At 57.3% G+C, this 24,859-nt stretch carries 16 protein-coding genes; 5 read left to right on the forward strand and 11 right to left on the reverse strand.

The genetic code is table 11. The annotated features are described in order from the left end of the window. Window positions 1–180 precede the first annotated feature (180 nt). From ACAW74_RS25170 to ACAW74_RS25220, 11 genes are all read right to left on the reverse strand, one after another. The gene (locus ACAW74_RS25170; RefSeq protein WP_370701027.1) at window positions 181–1,320 is read right to left on the reverse strand and encodes a FecR family protein; all 1,140 of its coding nucleotides are present in this window, start codon (window positions 1,318–1,320) and stop codon (window positions 181–183) included. Window positions 1,321–1,401: 81 nt separating this feature from the next. Then, the gene (locus tag ACAW74_RS25175) at window positions 1,402–2,058 is read right to left on the reverse strand and encodes an RNA polymerase sigma factor (RefSeq protein WP_370701028.1); all 657 of its coding nucleotides are present in this window, start codon (window positions 2,056–2,058) and stop codon (window positions 1,402–1,404) included. Window positions 2,059–2,218: 160 nt separating this feature from the next. After that, the gene (locus ACAW74_RS25180; protein WP_370701029.1) at window positions 2,219–3,769 is read right to left on the reverse strand and encodes a TolB family protein; all 1,551 of its coding nucleotides are present in this window, start codon (window positions 3,767–3,769) and stop codon (window positions 2,219–2,221) included. Between the two features lie 19 nt (window positions 3,770–3,788). After that, the gene (locus ACAW74_RS25185; protein ID WP_370701030.1) at window positions 3,789–5,507 is read right to left on the reverse strand and encodes a glycosyl hydrolase; all 1,719 of its coding nucleotides are present in this window, start codon (window positions 5,505–5,507) and stop codon (window positions 3,789–3,791) included. Window positions 5,508–5,597: 90 nt separating this feature from the next. Continuing rightward, window positions 5,598–6,674, reverse strand: coding sequence for an IPT/TIG domain-containing protein (locus ACAW74_RS25190; RefSeq protein ID WP_370701031.1), 1,077 nt, complete (start codon window positions 6,672–6,674; stop codon window positions 5,598–5,600). Between the two features lie 161 nt (window positions 6,675–6,835). Next, entirely contained in the window at window positions 6,836–8,407 is a 1,572-nt protein-coding gene (locus ACAW74_RS25195) for a RagB/SusD family nutrient uptake outer membrane protein (RefSeq protein WP_370701032.1), read from the reverse strand. A 126-nt stretch (window positions 8,408–8,533) separates the two neighbouring features. Continuing rightward, complete coding sequence (locus ACAW74_RS25200) at window positions 8,534–11,740, reverse strand: SusC/RagA family TonB-linked outer membrane protein (protein WP_370701033.1); 3,207 nt, start codon at window positions 11,738–11,740, stop codon at window positions 8,534–8,536. 89 nt (window positions 11,741–11,829) lie between these two features. Continuing rightward, a complete protein-coding gene (locus ACAW74_RS25205; protein ID WP_370701034.1) occupies window positions 11,830–13,578 on the reverse strand; it encodes an ATP-binding protein in 1,749 nt (582 codons plus the stop codon). A gap of 4 nt (window positions 13,579–13,582) precedes the next feature. Continuing rightward, window positions 13,583–14,227: a response regulator gene (locus ACAW74_RS25210; RefSeq protein ID WP_370701035.1), complete on the reverse strand. Its 645-nt coding sequence runs from the start codon at window positions 14,225–14,227 to the stop codon at window positions 13,583–13,585. Window positions 14,228–14,471: 244 nt separating this feature from the next. After that, complete coding sequence (locus ACAW74_RS25215; protein WP_370701036.1) at window positions 14,472–14,981, reverse strand: cupin; 510 nt, start codon at window positions 14,979–14,981, stop codon at window positions 14,472–14,474. Between the two features lie 105 nt (window positions 14,982–15,086). Next, entirely contained in the window at window positions 15,087–16,124 is a 1,038-nt protein-coding gene (locus ACAW74_RS25220; RefSeq protein ID WP_370701037.1) for a LacI family DNA-binding transcriptional regulator, read from the reverse strand. A gap of 687 nt (window positions 16,125–16,811) precedes the next feature. On the opposite strand from ACAW74_RS25220, the gene ACAW74_RS25225 reads away from it, so the two are divergent. The 5 genes from ACAW74_RS25225 to uxuA all read left to right on the forward strand — a co-directional run bounded on the left by ACAW74_RS25225 (window position 16,812) and on the right by uxuA (window position 24,847). Next, window positions 16,812–17,756, forward strand: a complete 945-nt coding sequence (locus tag ACAW74_RS25225) for an RraA family protein (protein ID WP_370701038.1) — start codon at window positions 16,812–16,814, stop codon at window positions 17,754–17,756. A gap of 26 nt (window positions 17,757–17,782) precedes the next feature. Then, a complete protein-coding gene (locus tag ACAW74_RS25230) occupies window positions 17,783–19,075 on the forward strand; it encodes a mandelate racemase/muconate lactonizing enzyme family protein (RefSeq protein WP_370701039.1) in 1,293 nt (430 codons plus the stop codon). A gap of 70 nt (window positions 19,076–19,145) precedes the next feature. Then, on the forward strand, window positions 19,146–22,076 hold the full coding sequence (locus ACAW74_RS25235; RefSeq protein ID WP_370701040.1) for a glycosyl hydrolase 115 family protein: 2,931 nt from the start codon (window positions 19,146–19,148) through the stop codon (window positions 22,074–22,076). A gap of 14 nt (window positions 22,077–22,090) precedes the next feature. After that, window positions 22,091–23,467, forward strand: coding sequence for a glucuronyl esterase domain-containing protein (locus tag ACAW74_RS25240; protein WP_370701041.1), 1,377 nt, complete (start codon window positions 22,091–22,093; stop codon window positions 23,465–23,467). 123 nt (window positions 23,468–23,590) lie between these two features. Then, complete coding sequence (uxuA, locus tag ACAW74_RS25245; protein WP_370701042.1) at window positions 23,591–24,847, forward strand: mannonate dehydratase; 1,257 nt, start codon at window positions 23,591–23,593, stop codon at window positions 24,845–24,847. Window positions 24,848–24,859: the final 12 nt, after the last annotated feature.

Consider the following 24,859-nt stretch of genomic DNA (forward strand, 5'->3'; position numbering starts at 1 on the left):
GTACGTTTTGTTAGTGAAACATAAGGCAAAACAATCCCCCGCATCCCGCACGCGGGATAGCTCAGGTTCCAACTCAGCAGGGGGAGCAATCAGGTCGGCAATGTTGGCGCATTGCCGACTTTTTCGTTAGACAGTGGTCTGGTTGTTGTTCGGGTTGGTTGGTGGGGTGGGCATAAGCGCTTAGGGTTTGCAGCCGTGGCTGTACACCACGATTTGGCCGTCCATCACGTCGTAATGCGCTTCAATCACCCGGCAGATGATGTCGAGTTTTTCGAAGAGTGGCTGATCGGTCAGCTCGGCCGTCAGGGGGCAATTGGCCAGCAGATCGCTGTCGAAGACGATATTGACTCCGTAGGCCCGTTCCAGCGTCGTGAAGACCGTGGGCAGAGGGGTATCGTCGAAAACAAACGGATTTTTCTGCGACGGGCCGGGCAGCAACTGCGGGTTGTCGACCAGCGATTTGGCCAGTCGGGCCTGCTCGCGTTCAAACACAATTTTCTGGTTGGGAATAAGCACCAGGCCGGTCAGGTCGCGGTCGGCTACTTTTTGCTGGTGGGTCGGGTCTTTCCGGGCAAACACCGCCACCCGCCCGGTTTTCACTTCGACCGTCACGTTGGGATCTTTGGGGTACGCTTTGATCAGAAAGCTAGTGCCCAGTACTTTGGTGGTGAGTCCGTTGGCGTAAATCAGGAAGGGCTTGCTGGCATCCTTCGCTACTTCGAAGAAGGCCTCGCCTGAGAGGTAGACCTCGCGCCGCGTGCCCCGGAACTCAGGTACGTAGCTGAGGCGGCTACCGGGCTTGAGCAGCACCAACGACCCATCCTGTAGCTTGACGGGAATGGTTTGTTTGGTCTGGTTGAACCGCTCCATAAGGGTCTGTTTCTGCGCCGTTACCAGCTGTTCGTAGCTAACCAGCGCCGGGCGGCGGGCGTCGTCGGTCATCAGGTAGTTGAGCCAAAGCCAGCCCGTAATGCCCAGCAGGAGCAGCAGAGCTGCCGCCACCCGTAGCCACGGCCGTTGGTAGAGCGGGACAGGCCGCGAAGCCGATCCGGCAGTGCTCACCGACTGGCCGCGCTGACGCGTACGCTCGATGGTTCGCTGAACGGCCTGTTGAATCTCCTGATCGCTAAGGGGAAGATCGCCGGGTTGCAGGGCCAGCACCAGCGCCCGGGCTTCATCGATCAGGGGGGCTTTGTCGGGGTGAGTAACCAGCCATTGCCGCCACTGCGCTTCGGTTTCGCGGGTGGGTGTCAGCACCCATTGCCGGAAGGCCAAATCCCAGACAAAATCATCAACATGGTACTGAAGGTATCGTTTCATAGCCGGAGTTGAGCCGCTCATAAGCAGATAGACAACAACGGCCGACAGATACCAAAATTTTCAGAAAATTTTTAATTTTTCTCAGCAGACGGCCAACGTACCTGTGGCTATCAGTGTGGTAGCCAGCCACGTAAGCAACTGAGCAGCCCCTTGTTGGCGAAGTTGCCGGAGGGCAAGCTGAAGGAGATTCGAGACGGTCTGCGGAGCGATGTCCATCACCTGTGCGATGTGCTCCCGGTCGAGTTCCTGAAAATATTTCAGGTAGATGACCTCCTTCTGGCGGCGGGGCAGCGTGTCGAGTAACTGCTGCATGCGCTGGGTACGTTGGAACGTAGCTTCGTGCTGGATAAACTGTTCTTCCACCGAAAACACAAACGCAAAAGCCTCCTGCTCGTCGTCCAGTTCGAGGTTGGGGCGGGGGCTGGGTACGTTCCGGTGCATGGCCCGGCGCAGCGACGCCATCAGGTAGGGCTTGATGGCTACATCTTTCCGCAGAAAGGGGCGGCGCTCCCAGAGGTTCAAAAACAAATCCTGGATAGCATCTTTGATGAACTCGCGATCTTTAGAAAAACGGGTGCCGTACCGGAACAGCGACCGGTAGTGCGTCGTCATCAGGATGTTGAGGGCTGCTTCGTCGCCAGCAATGAACCCGGCCCACAGCCGCTGTTCGACCGATTGCTCGGGCGAGGCTCCCGGTTCGGTGACGTCAGGCGAGCGGTTTATGACGAAGAAAGGCATCGAGACAGGGCGTTTTACCAAAGGCGTTTTGCAAAACTATACATTACCAAGATATTTTAGCATCGATTTGTTGAGGCCCGCCGGTCGGCTGCCCGGGCTGAAACAGCAACGCCGCGTCAGTGAATACTGAACGCGGCGGCTGGTTACGGATGGCGTGTGCCTATTTGCCCGACGCGGGGACGGCGGTGAGCGGTGCCGAGTTGCTGATGAACGCGATCTTTTTACTGTCAGGCGACCACGAAGGTGTGTTGATCGTGCCCTGACCACCGTACAGATAGGCAATAGCTCTGGGGCGGGTCTTTACCGGGTTACCGTTTTCGAGCGGCAAATGACGCAGGTAAACGCGCTTGTAAAACGGGTGGTCGTCGGGTTTTACGTCCTGGCCAAATGACAGGAATACCATCTGTTTGCCATCGGGCGAGATGTGCGGAAACCAGTTGTTGAACTCGTCGTTGGTGATTTGCTCCTGTTCGCTGCCGTCGGGTTTCATGCGCCAGAGCTGCATCAGCCCACTGCGCGTCGAGTTGAAATAGATGTATTTGCCGTCCGGCGAATATTCGGGGCCATCATCAAGGCCTTTGGCCGTGGTGAGCTGCACCTCGGTCCCGCCATTGGCTGGTACCTTGTAGATGTTGTAATCGCCATCGCGTTGAGCCGTGTAAACCAGCCATTTTCCATCGGGCGACCAGCCGTGGAGGTACGAATGGCCGATGGGCGTGATGCGTTTGGGGGTACCCCCGCCAATGGGAACAGTGTAGATGATCGACTTGGGCCCGTCGGGGGTGGGTGTATTGCTGTTGCTGAGGCCGAGCATCTTGCCGTCGAACGAGATTACGTGGTCGTTGTTGTTGTTGGTGACCTCGCCGGTGTTGAGCAGGACCGGTGTTTTCTTCTTCAGGTCGAACCGGTAAATTTTACCGTCACCGTTATAGAGGAGCGCTTTGTTATCGAGCGTCCAGTTTGGGGCCTGTATCGACCCGGGCGAGTGGTAGATTTTTTCGCGGTGTCCGGTAGCCACGTCCATCAGTTCGAGGTCGCTGCCCAGGTACTGGCGATACGGAACAAGGGTGGCGGGAGCAGGTACGTACATCCGCACATCCTGAAAAACGCCGCGCTCCACAACGTCTTTGTTATGCGAGCCAATAAACAACCCCACGTAGACTTCATCACCCAAGTCGAGGTCGGTAACTTCTTCGGTGACGAACGTTTCGCCGAATTTAGCCACCGACATGATGTATTTGTTGCCCTGCCGTTCCAGTTGAATCACGTCGGCTCCGGTTATTTTGGCTTTTACTTCTTCGGTTAGCGCGCCGGTTTTGCGGCGAAACTGGAGTGACGTGAGGCCGTCGCCGTGCTCAGCGGCGTTGATGTGGGCCGAATTGCTGTCGAGGCTACTGCGGACCATCCAGCCCACTTTACGGTGCGGATCGACACCCGTGCCGATCAGGCTGGCGCGGGTCGTCAGGATGAAGTCGCCTTTCATGCGTTTCCACAGAAAGTGAAATTCGTCGTGGTCAAACCAGATGTTGTAGCCCGCACCGGTGAGTGTGTATTCATCTTTCTTGGCGTCGTAGCGGGCTGAACCGGCCTTTTTGACCTTACCCACATCGGTATGGCCGTCGAAGAGGCCGAGGGACTGGGCGTTGGCGACCGAAGCGGTCAGGTAACCCAACACCAGCACGGCTAGCAGGGAGTAAGAGGGGGATTTCATAAATCAGGTACGTGGGAATTTAGGATTTAAGCAACTTTAAGGTAGAAGCGTTCGTGGCGGAGAATATACGTATCAGGTAAAGGCCCGGCTCGTGCGAACCGAGCGGAAACGAGTAGCGCAGGGAGGCCGTGCGGGGCGTTACGGCGCGTTCGGTCAGTTGCCGGCCCCGTGTATCGAACACCACGAACCGCAGCGCCTGCCCCTCGGCCCCCTGAATATCCAGATCGACCTGACTGCCATCGATGGGGTTGCCCACCGCCGTTACGCGAAAACCGGGGTCGGGGTCGACGCCTGTGATAACGGGTGTGATGGCTTTGCGCCAGTCGGGCAGTTCGTCGCGGGTGATGATGTCGGCATCCGTGAACAGGGTGCGGAGCTGATTGACGGGTTGTTTTTTGATGTAATCGGTGCCCGTCCAGACGGCAAACCACGACCACCAGGTAGCCAGCCCGCGAATGGCGTCGAGCGTGGGCGGGTTGCCTGATTCGGAGAGCGTAACGAGCTTTTTACCCTCAAACTGAGCCAGCGCATTGTCCCAGTTGGTGCTGAGGGTGGCGTTGGGTACGCTGTAAATGTCAAGTCCCACCACATCCACGTAGGCATCGCCGGGGTACCAGTTGGGGTTGATCGTGTCGGTGCCGGTGTAGACCCAGATCAGGTTGTGCAGGTTGTGGTAATTGGTGAGCCGATCGTAGAGGAGTTGCCAGAGTTGCCGGAATGGAGCCGGGCCTTTGGCTCCCCACCAGAACCAGCCGCCGGGGGCTTCGTGCAGCGGTCGCCACAGCACAGGTACGTCGGCAGCCTGAAATTTCTTAAGCTCGACCGCAATGGCGTCGATGTCGCGCAACAGGAGCGCATACCGTTGGCTGTTCTTGTCGGCCAGGACGGCGCTCAGGTCGAAGGTGGTGGCGTCGGTATAAAAGCCTCGCCACCAGAGTTTGTCGGGGGCCTGGTTAATGAGGTCGGTGGGGGCGTTCCAGTGCCACATCAGGCTAACGATGCCGCGCCCGTTGCCTTTCCTGGCCCAGTCGATACAGGCCTCACTGCTGCGCAGCGGTTTGGCCCCGTTCTGCACGCGGGTAGGGGAGTAGTCGATGAGGTCGAAAGCGCCAATGGCGGGTTCTTTGCCCGTTTTATCAAGTATATACTCTACATCGTCCTGCTGCCCGGCAATGACCTTCTGGCCATACTGATCGACCAGAAAGGCATACAAGCCGAGTGTCGATGGAGTCGCGGCGGCGTCACTCAGCTGAGAGGTCGGTTTGGTCGGGCGTTTCACGGTGGCGGGTGTCAGCAGCACATAATCGATGTCGAAATAGCCCCATCCCCGAAAGATGGTGATGACCGCCGTTCCCGCCGTCAGCAGAAATTTACCCCCGCTGAACGGCCCAAATCCGGCGGCCTGCTTCAGGGTGCCACTGGCCGGGCTGCCATTAACCTGGAAATCGATGCCTTTGTCGCCCGACGGGGAGCGGTAGCCGATGGTCAGTTCGTAAAGCCCCGCCGGTACCGTGGCACTCAGGCTCAGCTGGTCGGTGGCATTGTCGAAGCCCGTTACGTACCCCTTGCCGGAGAACCCCGTCGCGACAGTAGCTACCTCCACGCCCGACAACGTACCTGACTCGGCTTCGATACGGATAGGATCGGCTCCCAGGGTTCGTGTCGCGATAGATAACAGACTGATTAATAGGGTGCCGGTAAAAAAATGACGATAGTTGGAAAGCGTAGAGTTATGCATGGGCAGCGCTGAAAAGGCAAACGGTTGGGCAGAAAAAAACCACCACAGGTAGCGAAAGGCTACCCATGATGGTTTAAGTACTCAGGCGCACTATTTCACAAGTAAAATGTCGTCGAAGTAGAACGTTTCGTCTTGCTTGTCGGGGCCTTTGATGCGGAAACCGACCTGCTTCAGCGTTGAGCCCGCCGACCAGAAATCGATATCCGAGATCTTGAGTTTGAAGTACGTCCACGTTCCAGCTTTTACGTCGATCCGGTTTTTCTCGTCGAACCCGCCGAAGCCCGCTTTGGCGGCGTCGGTAGTCAGGTAGAGCGAGTAGTCGGCCGAAGCCCCTTTGATCCAGCCCGATACGTAGGTATAGGTGGGATCGTAGGTCATACCTGCCCAGTTGGCAAAGCCGATCAGGTGCCAGTTACCTTTCTGGAAGGTTTTGGTGGCCGATGCTTTGCCATCTTTCGCTTCTTTGGTCGACACTGTACCCGCATCGCCCCATGAGTTATCAACGAACGTGCCGTAGGCGTCGGTAAAGACCTGCATGGCTTTGTCGATGTTCACAAACTCCTGCTTGGTCCGAATCCGGCCGGTGCCGTTGGTAATGGCCAGCGTTGCCCGGTTCAGGGTGGTGGCGGGCATCTGCACCACCAATTGCTTTTTCGACTTCGATACGATGGTCGCGTTGTCGGAAATGCCCTTCAGTGAATCGGCTACGGCTACGGTCGTTACGTCGTCGAAGTTGTTGCCGTTGATGGTGATGACCGTGCCTTTCGTGAAGTTGTAATCCGATACGTCGCTGACGGTCGGGTAGGCCAGTACCTTAAATGGCACTTTCAACGATTGTCCGGCGCTGTTCGTGAAGATAACGTTCTGCACCCCGCCCGCAGCCTCGGCCGGTACGCGGAAGATGATGGCGCCGTCGGTGTTGAGGGTGCTCTGGAAGCCCGCAGGTACGTTCTGCTTCTCGAACATGATGGTGCGGATGTCGCCTAGGCCCGTTCCGGTGAGGGTAACGGCTACCCCGCCCGCTGCCGAGTCGGGGAATATTTTGGTAGCGACGGGGTTACCGGGGGCAATCTGCGGGCTGCCGTCGGTGTCCTTCTGGCAGGCTGTGAGGGCCAGTCCGGCGAGCAGGGCTACGCCTGCGAAGTAAGTTGATTTATAGAGAGTCATGACTATGCGTTGGTTTGGACCTCATCTCCGGCCCCTCTCCTTGTTTTAAGGAGAGGGGAGGCGTAAACGTCAACCTTGAAGCGGCCAGGGGACTACTGTAAGGTTAACCCTTCTGTCCCCCTCTCCTTAAAGCAAGGAGAGGGGCCAGGGGTGAGCTATGATCACTTGTAGTACGGAACGGCGGGTTTGCCCAGCTCGGGGTCCTGAACCACTTCACCAGCCGGGATGGGCAGGTACATTTTATCTTCCGAGAAGTTGGTCAGGAACGAGCCGTAAGCTTTCGAGCCACGGTCCTGCTTCTCGATGATCGCCTTTGCTTTGGCGTATCCCTGCCGCTGAATGTCGTACCAATAGTCGCCTTCGAACGCAAACTCAACCCGACGCTCGTGCAGGATGTCATCGTTGGTGATCACCGTTTTGGGGTTCAGCCCGGCCCGTTTCCGCACCTGATTCAGCGCATCGAGGGCTTTGGCATCCGAGGTAGACGCCTGACCAGCCAGGATGGCTTCCGCATAAATCAACAGCACATCGGCATAGCGCAGCAGCACCACGTTGTTGCCCGATCCCTGACCCAGCACCGGCTCACCACCGTAGGTTTTGCCCGGTCCGGCAAAGTACTTCACGATGTTGGCGCGGGTGGGTGAGAGGCTACCACCGTCGTTTGCAGGCTGTAGGGTGTCGTATTTAAAGCCATTGGCCATGAACGCGTTGTAGGCGGGGGCGTTGGCCCGTTGGGGTTTCCAGCTGGGGTTGGTCCAGCCGTGCTCCATCACCGACCATTTGCGACGCAGATCGCCAAACTCATACTCTTTCAGTATATCCACCGAAGGGACGTACATTTCCCAGGCATCAGCCTCCGACGTACGCAGCGCACCCGCGCCCCGGTCGGGGTTTTTGATGTTGGCCGTCCCCCAGGGGTCCTGCGCAAACTGGTGCTGAATCGAGAAGAGCGACTCGGCGTTGTTGTTCATGCTCATCTTGGTGAACATGCCCGTGTAGTCGCTCACCAGCATGTACTTGCCTGAGCTGATCACCTCTTCGGCTTTGGTCTTGGCGTTGGCGTAATCTTTCTGGTACAAATACAACTTAGCCATCATGCCTTTTGCAGAATACTTCGTTACCCGGCCAGGTACGTCCGACTCGGGCAGGCCTTTCTCGGCCGCCTGCAACTCTTCGAGCGCAAACCGCAGTACGTCTTTCTGGATGTAGCGCGGAATGTTGAAGTCGCCCGAGAGCGCCGTAGCCCCCGGATCGGTGATGATGGGAGCCGCCCCCCAGGTACGTGCAATGAAGAAATACAGCATGCCCCGGATGAAGTGACATTCAGCAATAGCCGGGTCGAGGTACGTAGCGCCACCGCCGCTCGCTTTCTTCTCTTCAAACGTTTTGAGCATCACGTTGGCGTAGCCGATGATCTTGTAAAAGGCACCCCACGAAGCCCCTACGCGCTCCGACGCCGCCGATACCGTGAAGTTCAGGTATTCAGTGTCGGTGTAGGTGAACATGTTGCCGCCCATGACGTCGCCGATGGCATCCTGCGCGCGGCTTTCGTAGTTGCGCCAGGGTAGGCCGCTGTAGAGCGTACTGGTGGCCGCCCGCACTTCGTCGGCGTTGTTGTAGTAGTTGCCCGTCGTCGTGCCCGACAGCGAAGGCCGCTCAATGAAATCTTCCTTGCAGCTGCTCAGGAACAAAGCCGGAGCCAGCATGGCAGCATATATGAGTTTGCGTTTCATGTCTTGTGATTTTACCCCACCCCCAACCCCTCCCCTTAAACAAGGTGAGGAGAGACGCTCGGCCCGGAGGCGGAATATTGCCCCCCTCCCCTGAAAACAGGGGAGGGGCCGGGGGTGGGGTCTTTGTTAGAATTGAAGATTGGCGCCGATGGTAAACGTGCGGGGGTTCGGGTAGTGACCAGCGTCGACGTTCATCAGCTTGATGCTGTTGTTGAACGAACCGATTTCGGGGTCATAACCTGAGTAGTTCGTGAACGTCTTCAGGTTCTGGATCGAGCCGTAGATACGCAGGTTCGACACGTGGGCCTTGCTCAACAGCGCCTTGGGCAGGCGGTAGCCCAGCGTGATGTTCTGAATCCGGGCATACGACGCATCCTCCACGTACCGGTCCGACATGGCCGTATTGTTCTTGTTGGTGTTCGTGAAGCGGGGCAGCGAACCGTTCGGGTTTTCGGCCGTGTAGCGGTCGTTCACCGTCGTCATCTGGTTGGTGTAGGCGTTGTTCAGGCCCTCCAGCTGCCAGCGCAGGAAGTTGAAGGCCTTGGCCCCCTGGCTGCCTTGCAGGAACAGCGAGAAATCGAAGTCGCCGTAGTTGACCGTGTTGGTCAGACCCCAGGTAAACTTGGGCAGCGGGCTACCGATGAAGGTATAGTCGCTGGCGTCGATTTTACCATCGTTATTCACGTCTTTGAAGCGGATGTCGCCCAGCCACGTTTCCGACTGATTCACCTTGTAGCCAAACTGCGGCAGCGATTTGTCGAGTTCTTCCTGCGTACGGAACAGCCCGTCGGTTTGCAGACCCCAGAACGAGCCGACCGGACGTCCCGGCGTGGTGTGCGTGATGAGGTAGTTGTTGTAGTACACCTTACCATCGAGGGCCGACGCTGCCGAGGCCGCGCGGTCGTAGCTGTTGGTGAACTGCGTGAGCACGCCGCTCGTCTTCCAGCTAAAGTTGCCCTTCTTGATGTTGGTCGTGGTGATGCTCAGGTCGATACCCGTGTTGGTCATCTGGCCGGCGTTGCCCAGCGGTGCTTTCAGGTCGTCCCACTGGTCGCCCACCCCGATGAGGTTCGGGCCGGTCAGGAAGATGATCATGTCAGACGTTACTTTCTTGTAGACGTCGAGAGTGGCGTCGATGCGGCCGTTCAGGAAACCCACGTCAAGACCAACGTTGGCCGTTTTCACCGACTCCCATTTCAGATTCGGGTTGGGAATGCCGTTGATCATGTTCGATGAGCCGAAACCCACCGGACCCGAGAAGAACTGCACCGCCCCTACGTAGGCCGGGTTGGGCGCGCCGCCGGGGAAGTTCTGGTTACCCACCAGCCCGTAACCCGCGCGGAATTTGGCGTAGTTCACTACGTTGGCAATCGAGCCTTTCATGAATTTCTCGTTCGAGATCGTCCAGCCCAGCGATACACCGGGGAAGTAACCCCAGCGGTTGTTGGGGCCGAAGTTCGACGAACCATCGGCGCGGAAACTGGCCGATACCGAATACTTGTCGTCGTAGGTATAGTTGGCGCGGGCAAACCACGATTCCATCGCCCACTGACCTTTGCCACCGCTCAGGCCCCAGGTTGTCTGGTCGGCGTTGCCGGTGTTGAGGTCAAAGATGTTGGCTTGCAAATCCACTTTCGAGCCCGAAATACCCTGGTAGTACGAGTTCTGCGCCTGATGACCCACCGTGCCCTGGATACCGTGTTTACCCATGTACTTGTTGTACGTCAGGTAATTGGTGAGCGACCAGTAGTAGCTGTCTGAGCGTGAGTCGATCAGTTTACTACGGAACGACGTGCTACCCACGTTACCGGCTTTCTGGAACGCCACGTTGTTGTCCTGCCCCAGCGAGTACGATATTTCATTGCGCAGCGACAGCTCTTTCGTGAAGAACAGTTCGGCATAGAGGCTACCGAAGATGTTGTTGGTCGTTTTGGTATTGCCCCGGAACTGGCTGTTACCCACCAGGTTGGAACCATAATACTGCACGCCCCCTACGGTTTGGCCACCACCCCAGGTGCCGTCGATGTTTTTCACCGGCGTGAGCGGGCTGGTTGTGGCCCCCCACCAGATGGTGCCTTCGGCGGCGTCTGCCAGGGATACGTTCTGGATGCTGCGCGACACGTTGGCACTGATGCCCACCTTCGCCCAGCTTTTCAACTGGCTGTCGATGCTGAAGCGCGACGCATACCGTTTGAAATCAGACCCCAGGATGATACCCTGGTTGTCGAAGTAGTTCAGCGAAAGGTAGTAGGTCGTTTTGTCGCGGCCACCCGAGAAGCTCAGCTGGTGGTTATTGATCTTGCCGCGCTGGAACATGGCCTCCTGCCAGTCGGTGCCGTCGCCTAACAGGTCGGGGTTTTTAAACTCGTCGGCAACGGGAAGCCCGATGGCGGGCAGTACCTGATTCTGATACCGGGCAAAATCGCGCAGTTTCATCAGGTCGAGGCGGCGGGCTACTTCCGACACCCCGGTATACATTTCGTAGTTGATCTTGCCTTCGCCCACTTTGCCTTTTTTGGTCGTGATCAGGATCACGCCGTTGGCCGCCTGCGAGCCGTAGATAGCCTGCGCCGAGGCGTCTTTCAGCACGTCGATGCTTTCGATGTCGTTCGGGTTGAGCATGGCCATGACCGAGTTACCCGTTTGGCCGTCGCTGCCTCCGAGACCCGCATAGCCCGAGCTCGACGAGGTATTACCGCCCACAAACGGAACGCCATCGATCACAAAAAGGGGGTCATTGCTGTTGATCGAGGTAACACCCCGTACTTTTACGGATACCCCACCGCCGGGCTGTCCGCCATTGCTGGTTACGGTTACCCCGGCCGCTTTGCCCTGCAGCAACTGGTCGATACCAGCCGCGGGAATGTCTTTCAGTTCGGCGGCTTTTACCGTCGTGATCGACGAGGTTACGTCCGACCGTTTGGCCGTACCGTAGCCGATAACCACCACTTCATCGAGGGCCTGCCCACCGGCCTGCAACGTGATGTTGAGGGTGGTGCGGGTGCCCACTTCCACTTCCTGCGAGGTCATGCCGATGAACGAAATCACCAGCGTTTTGGCCCCATCGGGCATATTGATCGAGAAATTCCCGTTGACGTCGGTGGTGGTACCCAGTTGGGTGCCTTTTACCGATACCGTAGCGCCCGGCAGGCCGTTGCCTTTCTCGTCGGATACCGTCCCCTTGATGAGGGCCTTCGCGTCGGCCGGTGCGGCCACCTGCGACACCCGGCCCCGGCTGGGTACGTTAACCGACTTTGCTGTTGGCCGATCTTCCGCGCTGGTTGTCAACCAACCGCTCAGCAGGACGGCTACTGGAAGCAAACGTTTAATCATTGTGGTAGAGTTTGATTGTTATAGTAAGAAAATAGAGGAGTAGAGAATTGGCTTTCGGCCGGGCTGGCCACCAGCCAGCTGGTTGAGTATTACACCTCCTGGGTAAGCAATTGGCTGAGTCGGGGCATCGGTAGCGAAATCATGACCGACGTACCCCGTTGGGATTCGCTTTGCCACATGACCTGGCCGCCGAGGTAATCAATGCGCGACCGGATGTTGGCAATGCCGTTGCCCCGCGATGCCGTTTCGGCGAAATCACCACCCCGCCCGTCGTCGTCGACGCTGATGAGCAGGGTTTCGTCGTTGGCCATCAACTGAATGGTAATGGCATCGGCCTGAGCGTGTTTGAGGGCATTGTTAAGCAGCTCCTGGATTACCCGGTAGATCATCACCGACGCTTCATCGCCCAGTGGGGGCAAATCACCGTAGTGCTCGAAAGTCAACCGGGGGCCTTCGACCAGATTCAGCTTCTGAACCAGGTCTTCGAGAGCAGGAATCAGCCCGAAGGTAGACAGCGCGTAGGGGCGCAGATCATTGGAAATCAGGCGGGTTTCGGTGCAGGCTTCGTCGAGGAATTGGTTTAAGGGTTCTTTGATGGCATGGGGAAGCTGCTCGTCGTGTGCTTCGACAAACAACTTGATGCGGGAGAGCTGAATACCCAGCCCGTCGTGCAGGTCGCGGGCGATGCGGCTGCGTTCGCTTTCCTGCCCTTCGATCATCGCCCGCAGCGATTTCAGTTCCAGTTGCCGAATCTGCTGCTGCGCAATCACCGACTGCTGGTGCGTGATCAGCTTCTGCTGCCGACGCATAAACACCAGCGCTACCACGCCCAGAATGCTCACGATCAGCACGGCGATGAGCATGTAATTCACCATCCGCTGATGCTGACTCTGTTCTTCGGCGAGGCGCTTTTCAACGGCCAGGGATTTGATCTGGCTGTTCAGTTCCTGCAACCGGATGCTCTTGGTCTGCTCCGAGTAGTAGAACTGGTTGGTGAAATCCAACGCCCGCTGCGCGAAGAAATAGGCTTTTTTGTGATCGTTCAGGTAGGCATAACTCTCGGCCGTGTGGCGCGAAAGCTGCCGCAGGGTGGTCAGGTTTTTTTCGACTTCGGCAATGGCGTAACTTTTCTGGTAGTAATCGATGGCCTTGCGGTGCTGATTCCGAAACTGCTCCACAATGCCCAGATAGAAGTAGTTGAGCGCTACCAGCCAGTTAACCTTGATCTGTTTCGCGCTCTCCAGACTGAGGCCAGCGTAGTGATAGGCCGAATCGGGGCGCTTGAGCCGCAGGTACGTATCGGCCAGCAGATTCTGGGCGTACGTCTGGAAATAAACCTGCTTATACTGCGCACTCATGTGTTCGATGGCCTTGAGTTCGGTAATCAGCGAAACGGGCGTCGGCTCTTTCTTGGCAACCATGTTGGCAATTCCCAGCCGGCACTCGATAATCTTGGGTCTGTTGTTGGTGCGCTGGAAAAAGACAAGCGCCTTCGTTAAATGATCTTCGGCATACGACTGCATGAAGTAATCCTGCGTGTAGTAGTTGCCAACGCTCATGTGGAAGTTGTAACTGCCCAGCGAATCGCCCTGACGGGTATAGAGCGAAATGGCGTTCAGGTACGCGTCGATGGTGTATTTGTTGTAGCCGTAGACCTGATGATAGAGGTCGGCGAGCTTCTCGTATGACCGCGCCGCCTGTGTATACTGCTCGGCACTCAACAGTTGATCAAGCGCTGCTTTCTCGCGCTCGATGGCCGACGTATCGGTCTGAGCGTAGCCCGACCGCCCCAGGCAGCCGACAACGAGAACGAAAAGAACAGCCTTGCCCCAGTTCATGCGCTCAAATGCATTGCAGTTCCATCGCCGTTTTCACCAGCAGAGCCGTATTGGGTACGCCAAACTTCAGCAGCAGACTACTGCGGTGAAACTCGACGGCTTTCACGCCAACAAATAGCTGCGTAGCCATCTGTTGGGTGGTCAGGCCCTGCGCAATCAGCATCAGTACTTCCGATTCACGCGGCGTCAGGTTGGGGCGCATGCCGGTTTCGGCCGTTTGCCGCCGGGCCTTGGGTACGTCGGTGAGCAGAATATTGGTAATGGCCTCGTTGAAATACTGTTTTCCCTGATGCACCATCCGAATGGCCTGCAACAGTTCGGTTTTCGACGTATTTTTCAGTAGGTACCCTTTCGCCCCTTTTTTTACCATCCGCTTGATCAGGCTGGCATCGTCGTGCATGGTCAGGGCGATCACTTTCGTTTGCGGGTACAATTTGGTAAGGTGGTCGCAGAGGCCGAGACCATCATTGACGTGGGGAAACGAAATGTCGAGCAGAATGACATCGGCAACGTGTTGAGCCATCGACTCAAGCACCGACGATACATCGTAGCATCGCTGGGTTACTTCGATTTCTGACGAGCCGGAGATCAATGACTCAATCCCTTCCACGAAGACATTGTGGTCATCGGCAATTAACACGCGTATCATTCTGGTCGGTTAAAAAAGAGGATCGGTACGCAACAGCTGGTTTGGCTGCTTTCTGTATCGTATGTTAACTAAGACAGCTTTTATGCCGAATCGAAGTAGAACTTTATATAGCAAAATTAGGACTTATCAGTAGCCAAATAGAATAGTGAAAACCCATAGATTTAAAACATTAGGGTTTACCCTATAACGAACGGAATCGCTGGGGGTATCCGGCAAATAAGATTTTAACAAAGATACAATAGGCTTATTTCCAGAGCTGCACTAACGGGCCCTGCGGGCCAAAAAGGGGGTCTGAATCGGGAAGCGGCAGTTGGGCAATGGTTTGGTCGGCATCGGGGCGCTCGCCCGGATAGCCGCGAAGCAGATCCCAGTCGCGGCCATCGGGGTAGCCACCCACCGCGCCAAAGTCGGTGCTCTGCCGTTGGTTGCAATGGCCAACACCGGCCGGTAGAACCAGTACATCGCCCGCCTGCACCTCAACGAGCGGACCGCCCTCGCCACCTAGTTGCAACGTGGCCGATCCGGCACTGATGCCCAGCACTTCGTGGGTGGTGCTGTGGTAGTGATGATAAGTAAGAATACCGTCGCGCCAGTTGTTGGTCCAATGGTGGGCAACGAAGGTCTGTTCGAGCCAGTCGGCTGCGTTGGCTATGGCGGGCACCACCCCCCGATACAACAGCACGGACAACCGACTGTTGGGAATGTCCCCGTTGTCGGGCAGGAGAAACCGGTCTGGGATAACCTGTTGTGCCATACGGTTGAGCCAATAAATCGGGCCAAAATTTCTACTTCACCCCAGCCTGAAGAGTGGTCATGGCCGAGGGTTTGATCTGGCTACGAAGGCAGTTGTATCGATTTTTCAGGAACGTACCCCGCCTGCCGAGCGCAGCGACGACTCCCGAATCACCAACTCCGACCGCAGGATGATGCGGTTGGTCGTCAGAATATCCTGTACGCCCGTCAGGTGGTTAATCAGGCTCTTGGCGGCCACTTCGCCCATCGTAATACCCGAGTAATGAATCGTGGTCAGTTGCGGCGCTACGATCTGGGCAACGGTGTCGTCGTTGAAGCCAACGACCGCGACGTCGTTTGGCACCGAGAGTCCGAGCTTCTGAAGGGCGATGATGCTGCTGGCGGCGCAGAAATCATTCGTAATAAACATACCGTCGGGGCGGTTGTCCATGGCCTGAAGCTGCCGGGCCGCATCAAAACCCGCCTCCCGATCCAGGTTCGTAACCAGAATCAGCGATTCGTCGATGGGCAGGTTGTGCTGCATGAGCGCCTGCCGGTAGCCCGCCAACCGGTCGGCATATACGTTTCGTTTCAGGCTCCCGGTCACGTGCATGATGCGCCGACAGCCCTGCTCGATCAGGTGGGACGTGGCCTCGTAGCCGGCCTGTGCGTTATCGATGGTGATGCTCGTACACTGCTTGTGCGTCAGCACCCGGTCGAAAAACAAGAGCGGAATTTTCTTCCGGATAAACGGCTCAAAGTGGTCGAATGAGTCGGTGTCGTAGGCTACCGACACAAGCAACCCATCGACACGGCTGTCGAACATAGTGCGCGCGTTGGCAATCTCTTTCTTGGCCGATTCCAGCGACTGGCTGATAATCAGGTTGTAAGACGCCTCGTTGGCTACCTGCTCCATCCCCGCCAGCACCGATGACATAAAGCTGCTGGTCAGGCTGCCTACAATAACCCCAATGGTGTTGCTTCGCTGCCGCCGCAGGTTACTGGCGAACATATTGGCCCGATAGCCCATCTGTTGCGCCGTCGCCGCAATAATCGATTTGGTGTCGTGATTGATGGCGGGGTGGTCATTCAGCGCCCGGCTGATGGTGGCAGGGGACAGTTTAAGGCGTTCGGCAATATCATAAATAGTTGTCTCCTTCTCCATGCAGCGTTAGGCTATCGTCGTTGGTGGCTAGTGTAAGCGGTAAGTAAAGCAGTCTGCTGCCTTGGGTTAACCCTAACAAATGTATCGTTTTTCCACGTAGCCAGGCGACTAAGCTACTAACAAGAGCGGAAACAATTAGTGTTTCTATAGCCATATAACTGCTCCTTACTGTATACTACGCAGACTTTTTCATACAACTCAACTACGGAATGATAAATGACTCTGGTAATCGGTTGATCACTTAAAAAGAGCTCAGGAGGCCCTTTATTAGACAAATAATCACTTTTTTTGAAACTGTTTTTGCAATCGGTTGCAAAATATAAAAATCAGCAGGATTTTTAGGCTCTGATTGAGACGCACCGACAGCGGTGAGGGCGACGGCGCTCTATCAGGCTGTGGCTACAGCCAGCCCTCGAGTACGCTGCATTCGTCGGTGTCAGTACATAATCGAGCTATACGAACCGGGTCAGGTACGTCAGCACCCGGCCGGTCTACTTTGCATTGCTTCGTTTCACATAGGTTTGTTAAGATCGACATGTCCTGCCTTATAGGCAGGATATGTTTTTAAAAAGAGAACGTGGGGCAACTAACCGATTCGGAATCAGGAAGTCAGTGTATAGAAAAGGGTATAAAGACACAGAAAATGCATTCCGTATGAGTAAACCCTCTAAACACGTCTAAAAACTTATGAAACTGGTTTTCGTTACCGTCCTGCTGTTGGGCCTGTTGGGCCAGCGAACGGTGTCGCGGGGACAGCAAATTTCCCGCGAGGAATTGCTCTTCCTAACGCCGGAATGGAAAGGGGATCGCTTTCCCGACGGCCGCCCCAAAGTGCCCGACGCCCTGCTGAAACGTATGAAACTCGTCACACACGAAGAAGCCTGGGCGGTGATGAAAGGCGAAAATTACAAGTATCAGTATGCCGAAGGCTGGCAAACCATTAACCCCGATAGCGTGCTGGTAGGCCGGGCCGTAACGGCCTGTTTCATGCCCGGCCGGCCTGATGTGCACAAGGTGATCGACCAGAAAGGGCACGACAAAGACGGCCGCGTAAAAGGGCAGAATTCCTGGCCAATCGACCTGCTCGTAAAAGGCGATGTATATGTGGTGGATCAGTACGGCATGCACGAAGATGGCCCCACCATTGGCGATAACCTTGGCAACTCAATCTTCGCCAAGACAGGCAACGGTATTATCTACGAAGGCGCCATTCGCGACGTGGCCGGGCTGAAAGAGATCGGCGGCTTCACGTCGTATTTTCGTAGTTACCACCCGTCGCACCACAACCCGCCGGGTGATCTGAACACGGTACTGATCGGGATCAATAAGCCGACCCGGATCGGTAAAGTACTGGTGATGCCCGGCGATATTGTGCTGGGGCGCGATGGGGCCGTGTCGTTTATCCCGCCTCACCTGGCCGAGAAGGTGGTGAAAACCTCCGAGATCGTTCGGCTGCGCGACATGTTTGGGCACCTGCGCCTGCGCGAACAGAAATACACGCCGGGTCAGATCGACACCCGCTGGTCGCCGGAGATCGAAAAAGACTTTTCGCAGTGGCTCAATGCCCACATCAGCGAACTGCCCGTACCCAAAGAACAGATACAGGACTACCTGAAAACCCGTACCTGGTAACTGACTTCCTAAACCCTGCCAATTCAATGAAAACCACACAAAACGGGATCGGACGGCGTTCGTTCCTGACCAAAAGCGCCATCGCCAGCGCATTGGCCGCCACATCCATTCCCAGTTTCGGCAATGGCCTCGAAACTGCCGTGCACAACGCCCCGCTGTCATCAGCCCCGTCGGACCTGAAAATCACCGACATCAAATGTGGCTATACCCGCAACGGCCACAGCCTGTTTGTGAAAGTGCACACCAACCAGGGTATCTGGGGTTGCGGCGAAGCCGTCGACGCCTCGGTGGGTACGTATCACCTGGTCAAGATGATGGCGCAGCGCATCAAAGGCAAAAGCCCGCTGAACGTCAACCGGTTGTTTGAAGACGTACGCAAGTCGGGCTTCTTCGAGGGCGCGCAGTCGGGCATTTATATCTCGGTGCTGTCGGCCATCGAAACCGCCCTATGGGACCTCGTCGGCAAAGCGCTGGGCCTGCCCGTCTATCAGCTGATGGGCGGTAAATACCGCGATAAAGTGCGGGTGTACTGCGATACAGGCGCGTACCGTGAAACTGATACCAGTCCGGATGCTTTCGGTAAAAGCGCCAAGAAAGCGGTCGATATGGGCTTTACGGCTGTTAAATACGACATCGATGAGCGCAATGACCCCAACAAATTCGACGCCTACAACTGGACCGCTAGCCAGGGCGAGCTGGAACGGATGTATAACCAGATTGCGGGTGTTCGGAAGGCCGTCGGGCCAAAAATCGACATCTGCGTGGACATGCACGGCCGCTACGACGTCACGACGGGCCGTCGCGTGGCCAAGATGATGGAGCCGCTGAACCTGCTTTTTCTGGAAGAGCCCATCCCGGCCGAAAACCCCGAAGCCTACCGGCAAATTCGGGAAGCGTCGAACACACCCATCTGTGCGGGCGAAAACCATTACCTGGCGCATGGATTCCGGCGGCTGCTCGAAATCGGGGCGGTCGACATCATCATGCCCGACCTGCAAAAAGCCGGTGGGCTGGGCGAGGGGCAGCGCATTGCCAACCTGGCTAATCTGTATTACGTGCCCTTTGCGCCCCACATGGTGGCCTCGTATCTGGGCGCGATGGCGTCGAGCCACGTCTGCGCCACCGTGCCGAACTTCCTGATTCTGGAGTGGCAGATTTATTTCCACGAAGAACCGATGTTCAAAGAGATCGTCACCTTCGACGGCCCGATGGTGAAAGACGGCTACATCCCGCTTTCTGAAAAGCCGGGTATCGGCGTGGAAATCAACGAAGAAGGCATGAAGAAATACGCCCCCAAAGACGTGCCTTTCTTCGTCTAGCGTGTCGTCAGATCGGGGTGGCGTACTACCCCGGTCTGACGATAGTAGATTAATTGCATAACGACTCCGCATGAACAATGTACCCATGACCCGGCCAACCGCTCTTTTTGGGCGAATCCGAACCGCGCTGTTGCTCATATTGATGCTCGGCTCGGCAACGACGTTCGCCATCGACCCCAATCGGTACGTGTCGGACCAAAACGGCAAAGGTCGTTTTGCGCTGGTGCAGAAGGGGATGATTGCGCTGATGCTCACCGGCCAAGATGAATATCCGGGAGTGCGGCGGGCCATGAAAAACGTGGAAGCCGATCTGATCCGCGTAACAGGTGCCAGAGCCGCGGCCGATCCATCCGTGAAAAGTCCCAAAACGATGATCTTGGTGGGTACGTTGGGCAAGAATCCGTTGATTGATAAGCTGGTTGAAGAGAAGAAGATTGACCTCAACGACCTGGCGGGCAAGTGGGAGACCTTTGTGACGCAGGTCGTGGAGAAACCCATGCCGGGCGTTGACCGGGCGCTGGTGATTGCGGGCAGCGATAAACGCGGCACCATCTACGGCCTCTACGATCTCTCGGCGCAGATCGGTGTCTCGCCCTGGAACTGGTGGGCCGACGTACCTGTGCAACCGCAGTCGGCTTTGTACGTGCTGCCGGGTCGTCATACGCAGGGAACGCCTGCCGTAAAGTACCGGGGTATTTTCATCAACGACGAAGCCCCGGCGCTATCCGGCTGGACCAAGGCAAAGTTTGGCGGGTTCAACCACCAGTTTTACGAGCATGTCTTTGAGCTGATCCTGCGCATGAAAGGCAACTACCTCTGGCCCGCCATGTGGGGCAACGCCTTCTACGACGACGACCCGCTAAACCCCAAACTGGCCGATGAATACGGCGTCGTCATCGGCACCTCGCATCACGAGCCGCTCATGCGGGCACACGACGAATGGCGTCGCTACGGCAAAGGACCCTGGAATTACACCACCAACGACTCCACGCTCCGGGCGTTCTGGCGCAGCAGCGTGCAGCGGATGGGTAACAACGAAAGCATATTGAGCGTGGGCATGCGCGGCGACGGCGATGCTCCCATGAGCCGCGAAACCGCCACCACGCTGCTGGAAACGATCGTGGCCGATCAGCGCAAGATTATTCAGGACGTAACGGGCAAACCCGCGTCCGAAACGCCGCAGTCGTGGGCGCTCTACAAAGAGGTGCAGGATTATTACGACAAAGGCATGCGCGTGCCCGACGACGTGACCCTGCTGCTCTGCGACGACAACTGGGGGAATATCCGCAAACTGCCCGCCGTGGGCGCCCCCCGGCGCAAAGGCGGTTACGGCATCTATTACCATTTCGATTACGTGGGTGGACCGCGTAACTACAAATGGCTGAACACCAATCCAATTGCCCGCACCTGGGAACAGATGCACCTGGCCTACGAACATGGCGTCGACCAGATCTGGATCGTCAACGTCGGCGATATCAAACCGATGGAGTTCCCCATCGAATTCTTCCTCGATTACGCCTGGAATCCCAACAACTGGCCCGCCGACAAACTCCCCGACTATACCCGCCTGTGGGCCGAGCGGCAGTTTGGACCTAAACACGCCGCCGCCATTGCCGACGTGCTGACCCAATACACTCGATTCAACGCCCGCCGGAAGCCCGAACTGCTGGCCCCCAACACGTATAGCCTCACTAATTACCACGAGGCCGAAACGGTCGTCAACGAGTACAACAAACTGATGGCCCAGGCCGAACGTATCGGCAACTACCTGCCCGCTTCCTGCCAGGCCGCTTATTTCCAGTTAGTGCTGCACCCGGTAAAAGCCTGTGCGACCGTCAATGAACTCTACGTAACGGCGGGCCGTAACCGCTGGTATGCCGAACAGGGGCGGGCTACAACTAACGAACTGGCCGAGCGGGTAAAAGCCCTCTTCGAGAAAGACGCGCAGATTACGCGCTACTACAACGATACGCTGGCTGGTGGCAAATGGAACCACATGATGGATCAGACCCATATCGGCTACACCTATTGGCAGCAACCCGACAAGAACAAAATGCCCGAGGTGAAAACGCTGGACGTACCCAACACCGCTGAGCTGGGCGTAGCCGTAGAAGGCTCGACGGCGTGGTGGCCGGGTGGTTCAACGGCCGAGGCTCGCCTGCCGGTTTTCGACCCGTATGGGGTGCAATCGCATTACATCGAGTTGTTCAACCGGGGTTCGGTGCCTGCGACATACACGGCCGAAACCACAGTGCCGTGGCTTAGCCTGTCGGCTCCCAAAGGCACCGTCGACAAAGAAACCCGGCTGCTCGTCCGCGTCGACTGGAAACAGGCGCCCGTTGGTCGGCAGCAGGTACCCATCACGATCAGCGGTCCGAATGGGCAGAAGGTGGTCGTGCAGGCGATCATCGACAAACCGGCAGCGCGGCCCGCGTTGGCGAAAGGGTTTGTGGAAAGTGGTGGGTACGTGTCCATCGAAGCCGAGCACGCCAGCCGAACCGTTGCGACGGCGACCACCAACTGGATACGCATTCCCGACATTGGTCGCACCGCATCGGGTATGACCAGCTGGCCCGTCACGACGCCTGCCGTCGACAAACCCGGTGGTGCATCGCCCCGGTTAGAATACACCGTTTTTCTGGCCGACAGCGGTAGTGTTCAGGTGCAGACGTACCTGTCGCCCACCCTCAATTTCAACGATAACAAAGGCTTACGATACGCCATTTCGTTCGACGACGAAGCGCCGCAACTCGTGGATATTCACGCCAACGAAACGCAGCGCGTCTGGGAACAATCGGTCGCCAACAACATTCGTATACTGACAACCCGGCACCGGCTTACCCAACCGGGCGAGCACACGCTGAAAGTCTGGCTGGTCGATCCGGCCGTAGTGGTACAGAAACTAGTCATCGACCGGGGCGGGCTAAAACCCAGCTACCTTGGTCCCCCCGAAAGTTTCCGACTTGAAGCGGATGCTCTCAACGAATCAACCGGACGCTAAACGTACCTAATCCCATGAAATCACTCGTGTTGAGTACCCTGCTGTTGGCGACTCCAACCTGGTTGCTGGCCCAGTTTGGTCCCCGCACGCCCGAGCAGGACAGTCTGATGGCCCGGCAGCAGCGCAAAACGCAGGCTGATCACCAGACCATGCTGGCCCAGTTGACCATCAAAGAGCTACGGCCGGGGCCGTCGGGCAACCCAAAAGCGCCCAATGCCGCCAACGCCGACGAAAGCAAAGCCACAACCTACACCAGCCTGCCCGACCCGCTGACGTTGAAAAATGGGCAGAAAGTGAAATCGGCAAAAGACTGGTGGCAGAAACGTCGCCCCGAAATCGTGGAGGATTTCGACCGGGAAATCTACGGTCGGATGCCCGCCAACGTACCTGGCGTGCGCTGGGAGGTCGTCAGCACGAAAGACACCGTCAACGGCGCGTTTCCCATCAAACTAAAGCAGTTGGTGGGCCACGTCGATAATGCAACTTACCCAGCCATCAAGGTCGACATCGAACTGATGCTGGCCACGCCCGCCAACGCTAAAAGTGGCGTGCCGGTGATGATGAGCTACGGCTTCCGGTTTCCCGCCGGGTTCCGCATGCCGCAGCCGCCCACGTCGAATACTGCCCCCCAACCACTAAGCTGGCAGGAGCAGTTACTCCAGAAAGGCTGGGGCTACGCCGTCATTTACCCGACCAGCTACCAGGCCGACAACGGCGCGGGCCTAACGGAGGGTATCATCGGGCTGGTGAACAAAGGCCAACCTCGTAAACCCGACGATTGGGGCGCGCTCCGGGCCTGGGCGTGGGGCGCGAGCCGGGCGCTCGATTACTTCGAAACCGACAAAGACGTCGACGCCAGGCAGGTGGGTATCGAGGGCCTGTCGCGCTACGGCAAAGCGACGGCTGTCACGATGGCCTACGAACCGCGCTTCGCCATCGGATTCATCGGATCGTCGGGCGAAGGGGGCGTGAAACTGCACCGGCGTACCTACGGCGAGCAGGTCGAGAACGTCGCTTCATCAGCCGAATACCACTGGATGGCGGGCAACTTCATCAAATACGCCGGGCCCCTCAAGCCCACCGATATGCCCGTCGATGCCCACGAACTGGTAGCCCTCTGCGCCCCCCGGCCGGTCTTTATCAGTTCCGGCTCCCCCGAGGTGGAAGGCCGTTGGGTCGATGCGAAAGGAATGTTCCTGGGTGGGGCCTACGCCAGCCCGGTCTATGAACTGCTGGGCAAAAAAGGAATGGGCACGATGGAGTACCCACCGCAGGAAACGGCGCTGGTGAGTGGCGAAATTGCTTTCCGGCAGCATAGCGGTGGCCACACCACCGGCCCCAACTGGCCTACCTTCCTCCAATATGCCGACCGATACATGAAGAAGAAATAGTTCACAGTTCGCTGTCCACTGTCTTCTGTTCGCTGGCGCAAGCGTGTTCCGGCGTTAGCCAATAAAAGACAGTGGACAGCGAACAGCGAACAGCCAACAGTGAACAGTAAAGTGAGTTTACGTATGTCAATGTTACAAACGATGCGCTGGTTCGGGCCGAACGATCCGGTGTCGCTGATGGATATTCGGCAGGCGGGTTGTACCGGCGTGGTTACGGCGCTCCACCAGATTCCGGTGGGCGACGTCTGGCCCGTGGAGGCTATTCAGGAGCGTATCCGGCTGGTCGAGCAGGATAACGACCGTTACGTGCCGCTGCATTGGGCCGTGGTCGAAAGCCTGCCCGTGCACGAAGCCATCAAAAAAGGGTTGCCCGAGCGCGAGTCCTATATCGAGAATTACAAACAGTCGATTCGTAACCTGGCGGCCTGTGGTATCCGAACGGTCTGCTACAATTTCATGCCCGTGCTCGACTGGTCGCGTACCAACCTGCACTACGAAATGCCCGATGGCTCGCTGGCCCTGCGCTTCGTCTGGCAGGATTTCGCCGTTTTCGACCTGTGTATTCTGAAACGACCCGGAGCCGAAGCCGACTACGAACCCGAGGTCATCCAGATCGCCCATGACCGGTTCAGCCGGATGACGCCCGACGAAATCGCTACCCTGCGTGATACCGTACTGCTGGGGCTGCCGGGTTCAAACGAAGCCTTTTCGCTCGATACGTTTCAGGGGCTGCTGAACAACTACGCCACCATCGGTGATGCCGAACTGCGCGCCAACCTGTACTACTTCATTCAGCAGGTAGCCCCGGTAGCGCAGGAAGCAGGCGTCAACCTCTGCATTCACCCCGACGATCCCCCGCGTCCGCTGCTGGGGCTGCCGCGCGTGGTGAGCACTGAGGCCGATCTGGAGCAACTCATGGACGCCTGCGACGTGGTCGCCAACGGCATCACGTTTTGCACCGGCTCGCTGGGTATCCGGCCCGACAACGACCTACCGGGGATGATCGGGCGGTTTGGCGAGCGCATCCATTTTGTACACCTGCGCACCACCAAATCCGAGCAGTCCGACGGCCCCTGGTACGGTGCTTTTTTTGAAGCCGACCACCTGGCAGGCGATGTCGATATGGTTGCCGTGGTGAAAGCCATCGTACTCGAACAGCAGCGACGTACCCAGACGGGCATTGGCGAACCCTCCATCCCGATGCGCCCCGACCACGGCCATCAGATGCTCGACGACCTGCATTCGGGCAAACCAACGTACCCAGGCTATTCGGCCATCGGTCGCCTGCGCGGTCTGGCCGAACTGCGCGGCCTCGAACTGGGCATCGAACGGATGATTCAGAAAACAAAACCGATTAACCACCGCGCCGAAATGGCATAAGCTGACGCTGAC

The sequence above is a fragment of the Fibrella musci genome (assembly GCF_041321105.1).
Taxonomy (GTDB): Bacteria; Bacteroidota; Bacteroidia; order Cytophagales; family Spirosomataceae; genus Fibrella; species Fibrella musci.

Excerpts from the sequence above, each read along its gene's own strand:
- ACAW74_RS25170 (WP_370701027.1), bottom strand. The coding sequence starts at position 1,320 with ATGAAACGATACCTTCAGTACCATGTTGATGATTTTGTCTGGGATTTG.
- ACAW74_RS25175 (WP_370701028.1), bottom strand. The coding sequence starts at position 2,058 with ATGCCTTTCTTCGTCATAAACCGCTCGCCTGACGTCACCGAACCGGGA.
- ACAW74_RS25180 (WP_370701029.1), bottom strand. The coding sequence starts at position 3,769 with ATGAAATCCCCCTCTTACTCCCTGCTAGCCGTGCTGGTGTTGGGTTAC.
- ACAW74_RS25185 (WP_370701030.1), bottom strand. The coding sequence starts at position 5,507 with ATGCATAACTCTACGCTTTCCAACTATCGTCATTTTTTTACCGGCACC.
- ACAW74_RS25190 (WP_370701031.1), bottom strand. The coding sequence starts at position 6,674 with ATGACTCTCTATAAATCAACTTACTTCGCAGGCGTAGCCCTGCTCGCC.
- ACAW74_RS25195 (WP_370701032.1), bottom strand. The coding sequence starts at position 8,407 with ATGAAACGCAAACTCATATATGCTGCCATGCTGGCTCCGGCTTTGTTC.
- ACAW74_RS25200 (WP_370701033.1), bottom strand. The coding sequence starts at position 11,740 with ATGATTAAACGTTTGCTTCCAGTAGCCGTCCTGCTGAGCGGTTGGTTG.
- ACAW74_RS25205 (WP_370701034.1), bottom strand. The coding sequence starts at position 13,578 with ATGAACTGGGGCAAGGCTGTTCTTTTCGTTCTCGTTGTCGGCTGCCTG.
- ACAW74_RS25210 (WP_370701035.1), bottom strand. The coding sequence starts at position 14,227 with ATGATACGCGTGTTAATTGCCGATGACCACAATGTCTTCGTGGAAGGG.
- ACAW74_RS25215 (WP_370701036.1), bottom strand. The coding sequence starts at position 14,981 with ATGGCACAACAGGTTATCCCAGACCGGTTTCTCCTGCCCGACAACGGG.
- ACAW74_RS25220 (WP_370701037.1), bottom strand. The coding sequence starts at position 16,124 with ATGGAGAAGGAGACAACTATTTATGATATTGCCGAACGCCTTAAACTG.
- ACAW74_RS25225 (WP_370701038.1), top strand. The coding sequence starts at position 16,812 with ATGAAACTGGTTTTCGTTACCGTCCTGCTGTTGGGCCTGTTGGGCCAG.
- ACAW74_RS25230 (WP_370701039.1), top strand. The coding sequence starts at position 17,783 with ATGAAAACCACACAAAACGGGATCGGACGGCGTTCGTTCCTGACCAAA.
- ACAW74_RS25235 (WP_370701040.1), top strand. The coding sequence starts at position 19,146 with ATGAACAATGTACCCATGACCCGGCCAACCGCTCTTTTTGGGCGAATC.
- ACAW74_RS25240 (WP_370701041.1), top strand. The coding sequence starts at position 22,091 with ATGAAATCACTCGTGTTGAGTACCCTGCTGTTGGCGACTCCAACCTGG.
- uxuA (WP_370701042.1), top strand. The coding sequence starts at position 23,591 with ATGTCAATGTTACAAACGATGCGCTGGTTCGGGCCGAACGATCCGGTG.